Source organism: Microbacterium sp. Root280D1 (assembly GCF_001428975.1).
Classification (GTDB): Bacteria; Actinomycetota; Actinomycetes; order Actinomycetales; family Microbacteriaceae; genus Microbacterium.
Map to the genome: position 1 here is coordinate 680,671 of NZ_LMJK01000003.1, position 15,957 is coordinate 696,627.

The following is a 15,957-nucleotide window of genomic DNA, read 5'->3' on the forward strand; positions in this document are numbered from 1 at the left end:
TTGCAGCCGCCAAATGTATGCGCTTACAATTGCTGATGCGGCTTCGGCCGCGGGGTGCCCCGACCCGTGGGACCCCCTTCATGACACAGACGACATGAGGTGGCAGTGTGGCGAAGACGCACATGCTCCGGCGCTGGCGGAGAGCCGCGATCGTGGGACTGGCGGCAGCGGCCGTCGTGCTCAGCGGTTGCAGCATCCAGATCAGTTCGCAGCCCGATCCATCGATCGGCGACGACACGATGCTCATCAACGCGGACAAGGGGAACCCGTTCTTCACGCGGAACTTCAACCCGTATCTCACCAACACGCGCACCGCGTCGCGGTGGATCTATGAGCCCCTGATCCTGGTGAACCCGCTCGACGGAACCGAGAACCCGTGGCTCGCGAGCGAATGGTCGCAGCCCGATGCCCGGACGGTCGTGATGACGATCCGCGATGACGTCGAGTGGAGCGACGGCGAGAAGCTGACGCCCGACGACGTGGCGTTCACGTTCCAGCTGCTGAAGGACAACCCCTCCCTCGACATCAAGGGCGCCTGGCAGCACCTCGAGACCGTCGAGGTCGACGGCGACGACGTCATCATGCACCTGCAGACCGATGACGCGCCCTCGCTGCCGATCCTCGGCCAGACCATGATCGTGCCGGAGCACCTCTGGTCGGACGTGAAGGACCCGGGCACGTACCGCAATGAGAACCCGGTCGGCACCGGCCCGTTCGTGCTGGGCAACTACAACGACCAGCAGTACTCGATGGACAAGAACCCCGACTACTGGCAGGCCGACAAGATCGAGATCGAGCACATCATCCTGCCGTCGACGAACTCGCAGCTCGACACCGTCACCCGCGGCTACGACTGGGCGTACTCGTTCATCTCCGACGTCGAGGGCACGTGGGGTGCGGCCAGTGAGAACAACGACTGGTGGTTCCCGCCGGGAGGCGTGATCGCGCTGATGCCCAACCTCGAGGTCGCGCCGTTCGACGACGTGAACGTGCGCCGCGGCATCGCCCTCTCGCTCGACCGCGAGGAGATCGCCGAGACCGCCTCCGAGGGCTACATGGAGCCCGCAGGGCAGACCGGCCTCGTGCTCCCGAACCAGGAGGAGTTCCTCGACCCCGGCATCCCCGATCAGGGCATGATCACGCAGGACAGGGATGCCGCACTCGCGGCCTTCGCCGAGGCGGGGTACACCCTCGACGGCGACCGGCTGGTGAGTGCAGACGGCGAGCAGCTCGAGTTCGCGCTCACGACGGCCAACGGATTCTCCGACTGGACCCGTGCGGCGCAGACCGTGCAGAGCCAACTCGCCGACGTCGGCGTCAAGGTGACGCTCAAGCTCCCGCAGCCGGCCGGATACCAGAGCGCCATCAGCAACGGCGACTTCGAGATGGCCATCGGCGGCATGGGCAACGGCGACGTCTACCAGGCATACAACAACCTGCTCTCGAGCGAGTTCTACGTGCCGTCCGGCGAGACGACCGCGAACAACTTCGAGCGGTATCGGTCGGATGAGGCCGACGCGCTGCTCGCCGAGTATCGCGAGACGGTCGACCCCGCCCGCCAGACCGAGATCGTGCAGGAGCTGCAGGCCATCGTCTACGAGGAGATGCCGGTCATCGGCCTCTACTACGGCGGCATCTGGGGCCTGTTCAACGACTCCAAGTTCACCGGCTGGCCCTCAGAGGATGACCCGTACATGATCCCGCAGAACTACGACTCGGCACCGCTGGGCATCTTCACCCGGCTCGAGCGCGTGAAGGAGGACGACCGATGAAGTACGTCTTCCAGAAGATCGGGCTGTTCGTCCTCACGCTGTGGGCGGCCATCACCCTGAACTTCTTCCTTCCGCGGCTGATGCCCGGCTCGCCTGCCGACGCCGCCATCGCCAAGCTCTCGCAGAACGGCCCGGTGTCCGATGCGACGCGAGCCGCGATCGAGGCGCAGCTCGGTGTGCCGACCGGCTCGATCTGGGATCAGTACGTCGCCTACCTCGGTCAGGTCGCACGACTCGACTTCGGTGTCTCGTACACGTTCTACCCTCAGACCGTGTCGAGCATGGTCTCGACCGCGCTGCCGTACACGATCGGCCTCGTCGGCATCGTCACGATCCTCGCGTTCGTGATCGGCACCCTGATCGGCACCGCCGCCGCCTGGCGCCGCGGCACGTGGCTGGACTCGCTGCCGACGCTGACCGGCTCCTTCCTCAGCACCTTCCCCTACTTCTGGACAGCGCTGCTGCTGCTGTTCTTCTTCGGGTACGTGCTGCACTGGTTCCCCACCACCGGCGCGTATTCGGCGACGACCACGCCGGGCTTCACCTGGGACTTCTTCATCGATCTCGTGCAGCATGCGATCCTCCCGGCGGTCACGATCCTGTTGACCTCTCTCGGCGGATGGATCATCGGCATGCGCAACGCGATGATCAACACCCTGGGTGACGACTACGTGACGTTCGCCGAGGCGAACGGCCTGCACGGTCGCACCATCGCCCTCCGCTATGCCGCACGAAACGCGATCCTGCCGAACCTCACCGGCTTCGGGCTCACGCTCGGCGGCGTGGTCGGCGGATCGATCCTCGTGGAGCAGGTGTTCGGCTATCCCGGCATCGGATACCTGCTCTTCAACGCCGTGATCGGGCAGGACTACCCGCTCATGCAGGCGCTCTTCCTGATGATCACCGTCAGCGTGCTCGTCGCCAACTTCCTCGTCGACATCCTGTACGGCGTGCTGGATCCAAGGACCCGCCGATGACCTCCACCATGAATGTCAAGGTTCCCTCCGACCGGATCGCGGCTCCCAGCCCGTGGCGCTCGTTCGCCCGGATGGTGGGCACCCTCTGGTCCAACGGCAAGGCCCGTCTGGGCCTCATCATCCTCGGTCTGTTCGTGCTGGTGGCGGTGTTCGCTCCGCTGCTCGCCCCGTACGGACCGAAGGAGAACACCTTCGAGCGCAACGCCGACGCGTCGGCCGCGCACTGGCTCGGCACCACCGCCGCCGGCGAAGACGTCCTGAGTCAGCTGATCTACGGCTCGCAGATCAGCCTCCTGGTCGGCATGGCCGCCGGCATCCTCTCGACGATCGTCGCAGTGCTGATCGGGCTCAGCTGGGGCTACATGCGCGGATTCCTGGGCGAGGTGGTCGGCTTCATCGTCAACCTCTTCCTGGTGATCCCCGGTCTGCCGCTGATGATCGTGATCGCCGCGTACCTGCAGAACGGCGGCATCCTGATGATCATCGCGGTGATCGTCGTCACCGGCTGGGCCTGGGGTGCGCGCGTGCTGCGCAGCCAGACGCAGTCGCTGCGAGGCAACGACTTCGTCACCTCGGCGCAGTTCTCGGGTGACAGCAGGGCGCGCATCGTGTTCCGCGAGATCCTGCCGAACATGACCTCGATCATCGCGGGCACGCTCTTCGGAGCGGCGACCGCGGCGATCCTCGCAGAGGCGGGCCTCGAGTTCCTCGGGCTCGGCGACTCGAGCATCGTCAGCTGGGGCACCATGCTCTACTGGGCGCAGAACTCCAACTCGCTGCTCACCGGGCAGTGGCTGCTGCTGTTCGCCCCTGGTCTCTGCATCGCCCTGCTCGCCCTGAGCCTGACACTGATCAACTTCGGCGTGGATGGGATCTCCAATCCGCGCCTGCGAGAGGGGAAGGGCCGATGAGCGCCATGGAAGCGAACATCCCCACGGATGACGTGCTGCTCGATGTCCAGGGCCTGTCGGTCGAGTACGCCTCGCCCGGCACCACGCCGGTCACCGCCGTCGAGGACGTCTCGTTCACGCTGCGTCGCGGCGAGTTCGTCGGTCTCGTCGGCGAGTCCGGCTCGGGCAAGTCGACGCTCGGCTTCGCGCTGACACGGCTCCAGAAGCCGCCGGCTCGCATCAGCGGCGGGCGCATCCTGTTCGACGGGCGCGACATCCGCGAGCTCGACGCCGAGGAGCTGCGCCGTCAGCGCCAGGGCGGGTTCGCGATGGTGCTGCAGTCGGGCATGAACGCGCTGAACCCGGTGCGCACGATCGGCAACCACTTCCGCGACATCTTCGCCGCGCACGGACACGTGGCCCGCGGCGATCGGGATGCGAGGGCGCGCGAGCTGATCGGCAAGGTCGGTCTCGACCCCGCAGTGCTGGCCAGATACCCGAGCGAGCTCTCGGGCGGCATGCGGCAGCGCACCTCGATCGCGCTGGCACTGTCGCTCGAGCCGCAATTGATGGTGTTCGACGAGCCGACCACGGCGCTCGACGTGCTCGTGCAGCACGCCGTCATGGACACCATCAAGGATCTCCAGCGCACCGAGCACTTCACCGCGATCCTCATCAGCCACGACCTGGGCATCGTGCTCGAGGCGACCGATCGGGTGATGGTCATGCATGAGGGTCGGATCGTCGAAGACGCGCCGAGCCTCGACATCCTGCAGCGTCCTCAGGACGAGTACACGCGGATGCTGCTGAGCCACTACGCCGATCCTCGGGCCGAGTCGATCTCGATCCCCGGGTTCGTCGACCTCGGCACGCGCCGTCGCGAGGGGCGCTCACGCACCGACCTGACCGAGACCCTGCCCACCGTGTCGCAGCGCGACACGCGCCGGGCGGACGCCGCGATCGTGGTCGAGGGCGTGTCGAAGCGGTATCCGGCTCCGCGTCGGGGCGAGCAGCCCGTCACCGCGGTCGACGATGTGTCGTTCCGACTCGAACCCGGCGAGGCCCTGGCACTCGTCGGCGCCTCCGGTTCGGGCAAGTCGACGATCGCGAAGCTGATCACCGGTGTCGAGAAGCCGACCGAGGGCACGGTGCGCTTCGGCGATGTCGACGTCGCTGCCCTGCGCCGTGCGGGCCTGCGCGACCTGCGCAAGGACGTGCAGATGGTGTTCCAGGATCCGTATGCCGCGCTCAACCCGCTGCACACGGTGGAGTACGCGCTGAGCCGACCGATCCGCAACTACACGCCGTTGCGCGGTGACGAGGCGAGAGCCCGCGTGCTCGAGCTCCTCGAGACCGTGGGCCTGACACCTGTCGAGCAGTTCGCGGCCAAGCTGCCGCATCAGCTCTCAGGCGGTCAGCGTCAGCGCGTGGTCATCGCCCGGGCGCTCGCGAGCGATCCGCAGGTGCTGATCGCCGACGAGCCGGTGTCGATGCTCGACGTGTCGCTGCGTGCCGGAGTGCTCGCGCTGCTCGAAGACCTGCGCGAGAGGTGGGGCATCAGCATGCTCTACATCACGCACGACCTGCTCAGCGCGCGGCTCGTCACCGAGAACATCCTCGTGCTCAACGGCGGTCGCGTCGTCGAGCGCGGTGAGACCTCTCAGGTCCTCCAGCATCCGGAGGACCCGTACACGGTGCAGCTGCTCGACGCCGTGCCCAACCCATCCCGAATCTCGAAATAGAGAGGAGCACTCGTGCTCACATTCCCTGACGGCTTTCTCTGGGGCGCTGCGACCGCAGCCCATCAGGTGGAGGGGAACAACACGACCAGCAACTGGTGGGCCATGGAGCATGCTCCGGGCTCGACGATGGTGGAGCCCTCGGGCGATGCCGCCGACCACTTCCACCGGTACCCGGAGGACATGCGGCTGCTGGCGGATGCCGGTCTGAACTCGTACCGCTTCTCGATGGAGTGGGCGCGCATCGAGCCCGAGCGCGGCTTCGTGTCGCGGGCGATGCTGGATCACTACCGCCGCATGATCGACACGGCCCGGGAGAACGGTCTGGACCCGACGGTGACGCTGATGCACTTCACGGTGCCGCAGTGGTTCCAGAAGGACGGCTTCTGGCGTGCGGACGACGCGGTCGACCTGTTCTCCCGCTACGTCGAGACCGTGCTGCCGATCCTCGAGGGCGTGACCTACGTCTGCACGATCAACGAGCCGAACATCGCGGCGATGCTCGCCGGGGGAGAGGATGCCTCGAACCTCGTCGCCTTCGGACTGCCGAACCCCGACCTCGCCGTCGCGGACACGCTGCTCGACGCGCACCACCGGGCCTCCGAGATCCTGCATTCCGTCTCGGGCGTGCAGGCCGGATGGACGATCGCGACGCAGGCCTTCCACTCCACCGGTGAGCCGGGGGCGGACGAGATGCTGGCCGAGTACGGCGACCCCCGCGACCACTGGTACCTCGATCAGTCGGCCGGTGACGACTTCGTCGGCGTGCAGGCCTACACCCGCACCTTCATCGGCCCCGAGGGTCCGCGTCCGGTCGCCGACGACGTCGAGACCACGCTCACCGGCTGGGAGTTCTTCCCCGAGGCGCTCGAGATGGGCGTGCGCAGCGCGTGGGAGCGCAGCGGCGGCGTGCCGGTGCTCGTCACGGAGAACGGCATCGCGACCGGCGACGACACGCGGCGCATCGCCTATACCCAGGGTGCTCTCGAGGGACTCCACCGTGCCATCTCCGACGGCATCGAGGTCAAGGCTTACCAGCACTGGAGCGCACTCGACAACTACGAGTGGGCGAGCGGATTCCGCCCGACCTTCGGCCTGATCGGCTTCGATCACGAGACGTTCGAGCGTTCGCCGAAGCCCTCGCTCGCCTGGCTCGGAGAGGTCGCACGCCGCAACGGGCTCTGAGCCGCACGACCCCGGGGCCCAGCCCCGGGGTTACGCTCTGATCATGACCCACGCAGTCCGCGCGAAGCGCGGAGACAGGCTTCGATCGGCGGCCGCCGGCTTGAGCGCGGCCGTCGTCGCGGTCGGCCTGGCAGAGCTGGTCGCAGCGATCGTCGAGCCGAGCGCGAGCCCCTTCGCCGTGATCGGCAGCGGTCTCATCGATCTCGCCCCCAGCTGGGCGAAGGATGCGGCGATCGCACTGTTCGGCACCGGCGACAAGGTGGCGCTGATCACCGGGATAGCGGTGGTCCTCGTCGGGGTCGCCGCGCTCGCCGGCATCCTGGAATCCCGCCGCGCGGGCGTGGGATCCGCGATCCTCGCCGCTCTCGGCGTGCTGGCGCTGGTGGCCGCGATGATCCGTCCGGGCGCGGGCCCCTTCGCCTGGCTCCCCGGTCTCGTCGCCGGCGCGACCGCGGTCGTCGCGCTGCGGCTGCTCATGCGCAAGGTGCATCCGATCCCCTATCTCCGCGCCGAGCATGAGGAACGCCGCCAGTTCCTGCTGTGGACCGTCGGCGTCGCCGCGACCGGCGTCGTGGCGCTCGTCATCGGCAGCGCAGCCCGCGGCGCGACGAGGTCGATCGAGGCGATCCGCTCGACGTTGCGGCTGCCGAAGGCTGCCGCCCCCGCGCCGATGGTGCCGGCCGGTGCAGAGCTCGACATCCCCGGCCTGGCTCCTGTCGTGACCCCCAACGCCGACTTCTACCGCATCGACACCGCACTGATCGTGCCGCGCATCGACCCGGCCGACTGGTCGCTGCGCATCCACGGGATGGTCGATCGCGAGATCGTGATCACGTGGGACGAACTGGTCGCGCTGCCGATGCAGGAGTCGCACGTCACCCTCGCCTGCGTGTCGAACCAGGTCGGCGGGGACCTGATCGGCAACGCCCTCTGGCTCGGGCATCCGGTGCGCGATCTGCTCGCGAGAGCGGGAGTCGATCCCGACGCCGACATGGTGCTGTCGACCTCATCCGACGGGTTCACGGCCTCGACGCCGATCGAGGCGCTCACCGACGAGCGCGATGCCCTGCTCGCGGTCGGCATGAACGGCGATGCGCTGCCTCTCGAACACGGCTTCCCGGTGCGCATGGTGGTGCCGGGCCTCTACGGCTATGTGTCGGCGACCAAATGGGTGACGGACCTCGAGGTCACCCGGTTCGACCGCACGACCGCCTACTGGACCGACCGCGGATGGTCGGAGCGCGGACCGGTGAAGCTGCAGTCGCGCATCGACGTGCCCCGGCGGGGGACCAGGATCGAGGCCGGCGACGCCGTCATCGCGGGCATGGCGTGGCAGCAGCACGTGGGCGTCGAGGGTGTGGAGGTGCGGATCGACGACGGTGAGTGGCGTCGCGCCGAGCTCGGCGCCGCGATCTCCGACGACACCTGGGTGCAGTGGCGTCTCGACTGGGCGGCCGAGAGTGGAGCGCACACGATCGAGTGTCGCGCGATCAGCGCCGACGGGGAGACGCAGACCTCGGATCCGGCCGATGTCGTGCCCGACGGCGCCCAGGGGTGGCACCGCATCGAGGTGTCTGTCGCCTGAGCGTAACGACCCCCTGCATCCCACCTAGAATTGTCCCCATGCCCGCAGGCGAATCGTTCTACATCACCACGCCCATCTACTACCCCTCCGATGTGCCCCACATCGGTCACGGGTACACCTCGGTGGCGGTCGACGCGCTCGCGCGCTGGCACCGGCAGGGCGGCGATGACACCTGGATGCTGACGGGCACCGACGAGCACGGCCAGAAGATGCTCCGTGCCGCGGCCGCGAACAACGTCACTCCGCAGGAGTGGGTCGACAAGCTCGTCACCGAGGCGTGGTTCCCCCTGCTCGAGACGCTCGACGTCGCGAACGACGACTTCATCCGCACGACGCAGGAGCGCCACGAGACCAACGTGCAGACGTTCTTCCAGCGTCTCTACGACCGTGGCTACATCTATGCGGGCGAGTACGAGGCGCTGTACTGCGTGGGCTGTGAGGAGTTCAAGCCCGAGTCCGAGATCGTCGACGGCACCGGTCCGTTCGAGGGCCTCAAGGTCTGCGCCATCCACTCGAAGCCGCTCGAGCTGCTGCAGGAGAAGAACTACTTCTTCAAGCTGAGCGAGTTCCAGGACCGTCTGCTCGAGCTCTACAAGACCCAGCCCGACTTCGTGCGCCCCGATTCGGCGCGCAACGAGGTCGTCTCCTTCGTCAGTCAGGGTCTCAAGGACCTCTCGATCTCGCGCTCGACGTTCGACTGGGGCATCCCGCTGCCGTGGGACGAGTCGCATGTCATCTACGTCTGGGTCGATGCGCTGCTCAACTACGCCACCGCCGTCGGCTACGGCTCCGATCAGGAGACCTTCGACCGCCGCTGGCCCGCCTATCACGTGGTCGGAAAAGACATCCTGCGCTTCCACGCGGTGATCTGGCCGGCTCTGCTGATGGCCGCAGGGCTCGATGTGCCCAAGGGCGTGTTCGCGCACGGCTGGCTGCTCGTCGGCGGTGAGAAGATGTCGAAGTCGAAGCTCACCGGCATCGCGCCGACCGAGATCACCGACGTCTTCGGATCCGACGCCTACCGCTACTACTTCCTCTCGGCGATCGCGTTCGGCCAGGACGGCTCGTTCTCGTGGGAGGACCTCTCGGCCCGCTACCAGGCGGAGCTCGCCAACGGCTTCGGCAACCTCGCCTCGCGCACCACGGCGATGATCGAGAAGTACTTCGAGGGCATCGTGCCGCCGCCCGCCGACTACACCGAGAAGGATCTCGAGATCCAGAGGATCGTCGCGGATGCCGCCTCGAATGCAGATGCCGCGATCGAGCAGTTCCGCATCGACGAGGCCATCTCGTCGATCTGGACGATCGTCGACGCTCTCAACGGCTACATCACGGAGAACGAGCCGTGGGCATTGGCACGGGACGAGTCTCAGCGCGGCCGTCTCGGCACCGTTCTCTACACGTGCGCCGAGGGACTTCGCGCGCTCGCCGTGCTGCTCTCGCCCGTGATGCCGCAGTCGACGGAGAAGCTCTGGGTCGCCCTCGGCGCCGCAGAGAGCCTCGGACGTCTGCAGGACCAGCCGATCCGCGAGGCCGGAGCCTGGGGCGTGCTGCGTCCCGGCACCAGCGTCGACGGTCTCACCCCGCTGTTCCCGCGCGTGGAGTCCACCGCCTGAGCATGACGTACGTGCAGCAGCGAGACGGCGGCGGGCGCAAGGATCTCCGGTATCCCGCGGCTCCGGAGCCCCTTGCCGTGCCCGTCTACGACAATCACGCGCATCTCGAGATCCTCGACGGCGATGAGCCGCTCTCGTTGACCGAGCAGCTCGATCGTGCGGCGGCCGTGGGCATCGCCGGGGTGGTGCAGGCATCGGGTGACATCGAGTCGTCCCGGTGGGCGGTCGAGGCCGCCGAGTCGGACCCGCGCGTGCTCGCGGCTGTCGCGATCCACCCGAATGATGCGCCCGCCTACGCCGAGGAGGGTCGTCTCGATGAGGCCATCGCGGTGATCGACGAGCTCGCGGCGCACCCGCGAACGCGGGCGATCGGCGAGACGGGTCTCGACTTCTTCCGCACCGAGCCCGAGCGCCGAGCGCCGCAGTTCGAGTCGTTCGAGGCGCACATCGCGCTGGCGAAGAAGCACGGCATCGCGATGCAGATCCACGACCGTGACGCGCATGACGCGGTGCTCGAGACGCTGAGTCGCGTCGGGGCGCCCGAGCGGACGGTCTTCCACTGCTTCTCCGGCGACGATGCGATGGCGAGGATCTGCGCGGATGCGGGTTACCACCTGTCCTTCGCCGGCAACGTCACGTTCAAGAACGCGCAGAACCTGCGCGACGCGCTGAAGGTGACGCCCCTGGACCGCATCCTCGTCGAGACCGATGCGCCGTTCCTCACCCCGACGCCGCTGCGCGGTCGTCCAAACGCCCCCTATCTCGTGCCGATCACGGTGCGGTTCATGGCGGCGGAGCTCGGCATCGAGGTCGACGAGCTGTCGACCCGACTCGCCGCAAACTCCCTGCGGGTCTACGGCTCGTTCACCGACTGATCCGCCGGTGCGGCACTGACGATCTGCGAGATCGGCTTCCAGACCAGGACAAGGGTCAGCGCGGCGCCCACGAAGGCGAACCACCACGGAGCCGTGAGACCCCAGACCTGGGCGATCACCCCGCCGAGGGCCTGGCCGATGACCATGCCGCCGAACACGCCGACCATGTTGACCGAGGCCACGCGGCCCTGCAGCTCGGCGGGGACCAGACGCTGACGGACGGTCGTCGAGATCGTGCCCCACACGAACGCGTAGGCGCCGAACACGAACATGATCACGAGCGCCACCCAGCCCGCGGTGGTGAGTGCGAACGCGAGGTGCATCAGCACCTCGAGCGAGAGGACGACGCGCATCAGCGTCGCGAACGACACGTGGCGCTCGAGCCAGCCGAAGCAGAGGGTGGCGAGGATTCCTCCGGCCGCCGAGGCGGTCGTCAGGGCGCCGTAGCCGACCGCGCCCATGTTGAGATACTCCGTGGCATAGAGCACGAGCACGCCCCACGGGGCCGCCCAGGTGACGTTGAAGACGAGGATGATCAGCACCAGCATCCGCACCGGCGGGTTCTGCCACAGCCAGCGGAGTCCCTCGCCGATGTCGGTGTGCACGTGCGACTTCACGCCGTCTCCCGTTGACCGGGGCGGCACGGGGGTGCGGGCCATGCGCGAGATCAGCACGACCGCGAGGAGGACGCAGAGGATCTCGAGCAGGAACGGCCACGCCGCGCCGGCGGCGAAGAGGAACGCGCCGAGCGGCGGCCCGGCGAACTGGTTCGCGACCAGATACCCGGCCTGCAGCCGCGCGTTGCCGATGCCGAGGTCGGCCGGCTTCACGAGCATCGGCAGCAGCGTGCTGCCGGCGGTGTCGACGAAGACCTCCGCCGTGCCGTAGAGGAAGGCCACGGCGAGCACGATCCAGATGTTCGCGGTTCCGGTGAGCAGGAACGCGCAGAGCCCCGCGAGCGCCACGGCCCGTGCCGCGTTGGCGAACATCACGAGGCGCCGACGGTCGAACCGGTCGGCGATGGCTCCGGCGTGCAGCCCGAACAGCAGCCACGGGAGGAACTGCAGGATCGCCCCGGACGCGACGAGGATGGGCGACGACGTCATCGACGCGATGAGCAGGGGAGCGGCCGCGAGGGCGACGCCGTCTCCGACGTTGCTCGTCCACGATGATGCGAGCAGCCAGCGGAAATCCCTGCCCATGCGCCGTGGTGCGATCAGTTCACCGAGGGAGGGCATCACAGCAGACTACTGGGCGGCTCGGACACCGGCGGGGGTGGGGGACAATGGAGCAATGACAGTCACCCTGCTCGGCGCCACCGAGATCCGCCGGCTCGCCGCCGAGCTCGATGTCACCCCGACCAAGAAGCTCGGACAGAACTTCGTCGTCGACGCGAACACCGTGCGCAAGATCGTGCACGCCGCCCGCGTCCAGCAGGGGGAGCGGGTCGTCGAGGTGGGCCCGGGGCTCGGCTCCCTCACCCTCGCGATCCTCGAGGCCGGCGCATCCGTCACCGCTGTCGAGATCGATCACCGGCTCGCCGCCCGGCTCGCCCAGACCGCCGAGGAGCACGGCGTTCCCGCCGACATGCTCACGGTCGTCGATGCCGACGCGCTGCGCATCACGGAGCTGCCGGGCGAGCCGACCGTGCTGGTCGCGAACCTGCCCTACAACGTCTCGGTCCCCGTGCTGCTGCACTTCCTCGAGAACTTCTCCTACCTGAAGCGCGGTGTCGTGATGGTGCAGGCCGAGGTCGCCGAGCGCATCGCGGCCAAGCCGGGCTCCAAGATCTACGGCACCCCGAGTGTCAAGGCGGCCTGGTACGGCGAGTGGAAGCTGTCGGGCACCGTGTCCCGTCAGGTCTTCTGGCCGGTCCCGAACGTCGACAGCCTGCTCGTCGGATTCGACCGGTCGGAGGGCGAGCGCGGCACAGAGGACGAACGCCGACTCACCTTCAAGATCGTGGATGCCGCCTTCAACCAGCGCCGCAAGATGCTGCGACAGGCGCTGTCCGAGCTCTTCGGCAGCTCCGCCGCGGCATCCGCGATCCTGATCGCGGCCGGAGTCGCGCCGACCGCTCGTGGCGAGGACCTCACGGTCGATGACTATCACCGTATTGCGCGGCACGTCGCTCAGATCGAAGACGCCGTCGTCACCGACTAACCTGGCACCGTGACCGACTCTCCTCGCTTCCGTCCGAACATCCCCGAGCTCCACCGGCCGTACGCCGCCGATGAGAGCCGCTACCAGCAGTTCGAGTACCGCCAGGTCGGCACCTCGGGGCTGTTCCTGCCGCCCATCTCGCTGGGCCTGTGGTGGAACTTCGGCGACAACATCCCGCTCGACAACCAGCGCGCGCTGCTGCGTCACGCCTTCGACCGCGGCATCACGCACTTCGATCTCGCGAACAACTACGGCCCGCCCTACGGCTCGGCCGAGAAGAACTTCGGCCGCATCTTCGCCGAGGACTTCCGCCCCTACCGCGACGAGCTGATCATCTCGTCGAAGGCGGGCTGGGACATGTGGCCGGGTCCGTACGGAGACTTCGGCAGCCGCAAGTACATCCTCGCGAGCGCCGAGCAGTCGCTGACCCGCATGGGCCTCGACCACGTCGACATCTTCTACTCGCACCGCGCCGATCCCGTGACGCCGGTCGCCGAGACCATCGGGGCGCTCGACACGCTCGTGCGCCAGGGCAAGGCCCTCTACGTCGGCATCTCGTCGTACAGCGCCGAGCGCACGGCCGAGGCCGTCGCCGTCGCCACCGACCTCGGTACCCCGCTCGTCATCCACCAGCCCGCCTACTCGATCCTCAACCGTTGGGTCGAAGACGGCCTCACCGACACCCTCGAGCAGTCCGGCGTCGGTACGATCGCGTTCACACCTCTCGCGCAGGGGCTCCTCACCGACAAGTACCTCGGCGACGGCACGGCCGCCCGTGCGCAGAAGCGCGGTTCGCTGCCGGATGCGCCGCTGTCGGATGCCGCCGTGCAGACCCTCCGCTCGCTCAACGCCATCGCCGAGCAGCGCGGGCAGTCCCTGGCGCAGATGGCGATCCAATGGACGCTGCGCAACCCGGTCGTCGCCTCCGCGCTGGTCGGGGCATCGCGTCCCGAGCAGCTCGACGAGAACATCGCCGCCGTCAACGGTCCGGCATTCACCGACGACGAGCTCGGCCGCATCGACGAGGCGGCCGGTGCCATCGACGTCGACCTGTGGGCGACGTCGACGGAGCTGTGACGGGAACACCGACATGAGCTTCGCCGCCCCCGTCGACTCCGTGCACGTGCGCGCGCCCGGCAAGATCAACGTCTATCTCGGTGTGGGCGGCCGCCACGACGACGGGTATCACGCGCTGGCCACGGTGTTCCAGGCGGTCTCGCTCTATGAGGACGTGATCGCCCGGCACGCCGACGACTTCTCGATCACCGTCTCGGGCGTCGACGACCCCGACACCGTGCCGCTGGACGATCGCAACCTCGCGATGCGCGCCGCCAAGCTGCTCGCGACCGCGGCCGAGTACGACGGCGGGGTGGCGCTGGAGATCCGCAAGAGCGTGCCTGTCGCCGGAGGCATGGGCGGCGGGTCGGCGGATGCCGCGGCCGCTCTCGTCGCGTGCGACGCACTGTGGGGTACCGGGTTCTCGACCGCCCGCCTGCATGAGCTGGCCGCCCGGCTCGGCGCGGACGTCCCGTTCGCGTTGCACGGCGGCACCGCCGTCGGAACCGGCCGAGGAGATCAGCTGAATCCCGCGCTGGCGAGGGGGCGGTTCGACTGGGTGCTCGTCCCGAGCGATGACGGGCTGTCCACGCCCGTCGTGTATGCGCGACTCGATGCGCTGCGAGACGCTGAGGGCTCGCTCGCCGACGATCCGCCGCTGTCGCTCGAGGTGCCGGCTCCCGTGCTGCAGGCGCTGCGTTCCGGCGATCCCGAGCTGCTGTCCGAGAGCATCTACAACGACCTGCAGGAGGCCGCCCTGTACGAGCGGCCCGAGCTGGAGACCACGATCCTGCGCGGCATCCACGCCGGCGCTCTGCAGGGCATCGTGTCGGGTTCGGGACCCACCGTCGCTCTCCTCTGCCCGAGCCCCGAGGGTGCGCAGGAGGTCCAGTCGCTGCTGCGTGAGCACGGACTCGAGTCGCTGCACGTGCACGGGCCGGTGCCCGGCGCGCGCATCCTCGCCTGACCCGGCCCGCCCGCATCCTCGCCTCGGCGAGGTGCGCTCCGCGCGCCTGGCATACATAATGAAGAGACGATGTGACCGTGCACATACAAGGAGGTCTGTGATGTCGACTGCCTCCGAGCGTGCCCGGATGCCGAGCATCCGCGACGTGGCGAGACTCGCGGGGGTGTCGCACCAGACCGTGTCGCGGGTGCTGAACGACCACCCCAGCATCCGTCCCGAGACGAAGGCGAAGGTCCTCGACGCCATCGCCGTGCTGGACTACCGCCCCAACCTCGCGGCGCGGGCGCTCGTGACGAGCAAGTCCAACATGCTCGGCATCCTCTCGGCCACGGTGGGGGAGTTCGGACCGACGTCGTCGATCGTCGGCATCGAGGACGCCGCTCGCGAGGAGGGGTACTCGGTCTCGACCCTGAACCTCTCGGCCACGACGCCCGAGGCGATCGGCAACGCCCTGCGGCAGCTGGCACGCGAGCAGGTCGACGGCATCGTGGTGCTCGCCCCGCAGGTCCGGGCGTTCCATGTGCTGAAGGGCATGGCGGTCGAGATGCCGTTCGTCTCGCTGCAGACGGCCTCCGGCTCCGACGGGGTGACCCTGTCGGCCGACCAGGTCGCGGGCGCGCGCACCGCCACCGAGCATCTGATCGGGCTCGGGCACAGCGACATCATCCACATCGCCGGGCCGCAGGACTGGATCGAGGCCGAGTCGCGCATGCGCGGATACCTCGATGCTCTGCGGGAGGCCGATCTGCCCACCTTCCCGCCGATCCGCGGAGACTGGACGGCCGACTTCGGCTATTTCGCGGGGCAGGAGCTCGCCCGACGGCGTGACTTCACGGCCGTGTTCGTCGCGAACGACCAGATGGCGATCGGGCTGCTGCACGGGTTCAGGGATGCCGGCATCCGCGTGCCCGAGGACGTGAGCGTCGTCGGGTTCGACGACATCCCGGTCGCGGCGCATGTCGCACCGACGCTGAGCACGGTGCATCAGGACTTCCCCGAGCTGGGTCGCCGCGCCGTGCGCATCCTGCTCGCGCAGATCCGTGGTGAGCAGGTGCCGCAGTTCGGGCCCCTGCAGACGACCCTTCGAACGCGGGAATCGTCCGCGCCTCGATAAGGCCACATTTTCGCGAGT

13 protein-coding genes are annotated in these 15,957 nt (G+C 68.3%); 12 read left to right on the forward strand and 1 reads right to left on the reverse strand.

Annotated elements, in window-relative coordinates; all coding sequences use genetic code 11:
* Positions 1-107 precede the first annotated feature (107 nt).
* The 8 genes from ASE34_RS15810 to ASE34_RS15845 are packed head-to-tail and all read left to right on the forward strand — an operon-like array spanning position 108 to position 10,639.
* Positions 108-1,772 (forward strand): ABC transporter substrate-binding protein, encoded by a 1,665-nt coding sequence (locus tag ASE34_RS15810; protein ID WP_232224459.1) that lies wholly within the window; start codon positions 108-110, stop codon positions 1,770-1,772.
* Positions 1,769-2,749 carry an ABC transporter permease gene (locus ASE34_RS15815; RefSeq protein ID WP_056280002.1) on the forward strand — a complete coding sequence of 327 codons (981 nt, stop codon included), beginning with the start codon at positions 1,769-1,771 and terminating at the stop codon, positions 2,747-2,749. Before ASE34_RS15810 ends, ASE34_RS15815 begins: the two co-directional genes overlap by 4 nt.
* A complete protein-coding gene (locus ASE34_RS15820) occupies positions 2,746-3,660 on the forward strand; it encodes an ABC transporter permease (RefSeq protein ID WP_053097105.1) in 915 nt (304 codons plus the stop codon). The genes ASE34_RS15815 and ASE34_RS15820 overlap by 4 nt, the downstream gene beginning before the upstream one ends.
* The gene (locus tag ASE34_RS15825) at positions 3,657-5,381 is read left to right on the forward strand and encodes an ABC transporter ATP-binding protein (protein WP_053097103.1); all 1,725 of its coding nucleotides are present in this window, start codon (positions 3,657-3,659) and stop codon (positions 5,379-5,381) included. The genes ASE34_RS15820 and ASE34_RS15825 overlap by 4 nt, the downstream gene beginning before the upstream one ends.
* A gap of 12 nt (positions 5,382-5,393) precedes the next feature.
* Positions 5,394-6,563: a glycoside hydrolase family 1 protein gene (locus ASE34_RS15830; RefSeq protein ID WP_053097102.1), complete on the forward strand. Its 1,170-nt coding sequence runs from the start codon at positions 5,394-5,396 to the stop codon at positions 6,561-6,563.
* A 43-nt stretch (positions 6,564-6,606) separates the two neighbouring features.
* Positions 6,607-8,148, forward strand: coding sequence for a molybdopterin-dependent oxidoreductase (locus tag ASE34_RS15835; RefSeq protein ID WP_056280004.1), 1,542 nt, complete (start codon positions 6,607-6,609; stop codon positions 8,146-8,148).
* 38 nt (positions 8,149-8,186) lie between these two features.
* Positions 8,187-9,764 (forward strand): methionine--tRNA ligase, encoded by a 1,578-nt coding sequence (gene metG, locus ASE34_RS15840; RefSeq protein ID WP_056280006.1) that lies wholly within the window; start codon positions 8,187-8,189, stop codon positions 9,762-9,764.
* A 2-nt stretch (positions 9,765-9,766) separates the two neighbouring features.
* Positions 9,767-10,639, forward strand: a complete 873-nt coding sequence (locus ASE34_RS15845) for a TatD family hydrolase (RefSeq protein WP_056280008.1) — start codon at positions 9,767-9,769, stop codon at positions 10,637-10,639.
* Here the strand turns inward: ASE34_RS15845 and ASE34_RS15850 are convergent.
* A complete protein-coding gene (locus ASE34_RS15850; RefSeq protein ID WP_056280009.1) occupies positions 10,618-11,877 on the reverse strand; it encodes an MFS transporter in 1,260 nt (419 codons plus the stop codon). The genes ASE34_RS15845 and ASE34_RS15850 overlap by 22 nt on opposite strands.
* 55 nt (positions 11,878-11,932) lie before the next feature.
* On the opposite strand from ASE34_RS15850, the gene rsmA reads away from it, so the two are divergent.
* The 4 genes from rsmA (at position 11,933) to ASE34_RS15870 (ending at position 15,939) form a co-directional block, all read left to right on the forward strand.
* Positions 11,933-12,802, forward strand: coding sequence for a 16S rRNA (adenine(1518)-N(6)/adenine(1519)-N(6))-dimethyltransferase RsmA (gene rsmA / locus ASE34_RS15855; RefSeq protein ID WP_056280012.1), 870 nt, complete (start codon positions 11,933-11,935; stop codon positions 12,800-12,802).
* A 9-nt stretch (positions 12,803-12,811) separates the two neighbouring features.
* A complete protein-coding gene (mgrA, locus tag ASE34_RS15860) occupies positions 12,812-13,879 on the forward strand; it encodes an L-glyceraldehyde 3-phosphate reductase (RefSeq protein ID WP_056280014.1) in 1,068 nt (355 codons plus the stop codon).
* A gap of 13 nt (positions 13,880-13,892) precedes the next feature.
* Positions 13,893-14,825: a 4-(cytidine 5'-diphospho)-2-C-methyl-D-erythritol kinase gene (locus ASE34_RS15865; RefSeq protein ID WP_056280016.1), complete on the forward strand. Its 933-nt coding sequence runs from the start codon at positions 13,893-13,895 to the stop codon at positions 14,823-14,825.
* 100 nt (positions 14,826-14,925) lie between these two features.
* Positions 14,926-15,939: a LacI family DNA-binding transcriptional regulator gene (locus ASE34_RS15870; RefSeq protein ID WP_053097086.1), complete on the forward strand. Its 1,014-nt coding sequence runs from the start codon at positions 14,926-14,928 to the stop codon at positions 15,937-15,939.
* Positions 15,940-15,957 lie beyond the last annotated feature (18 nt).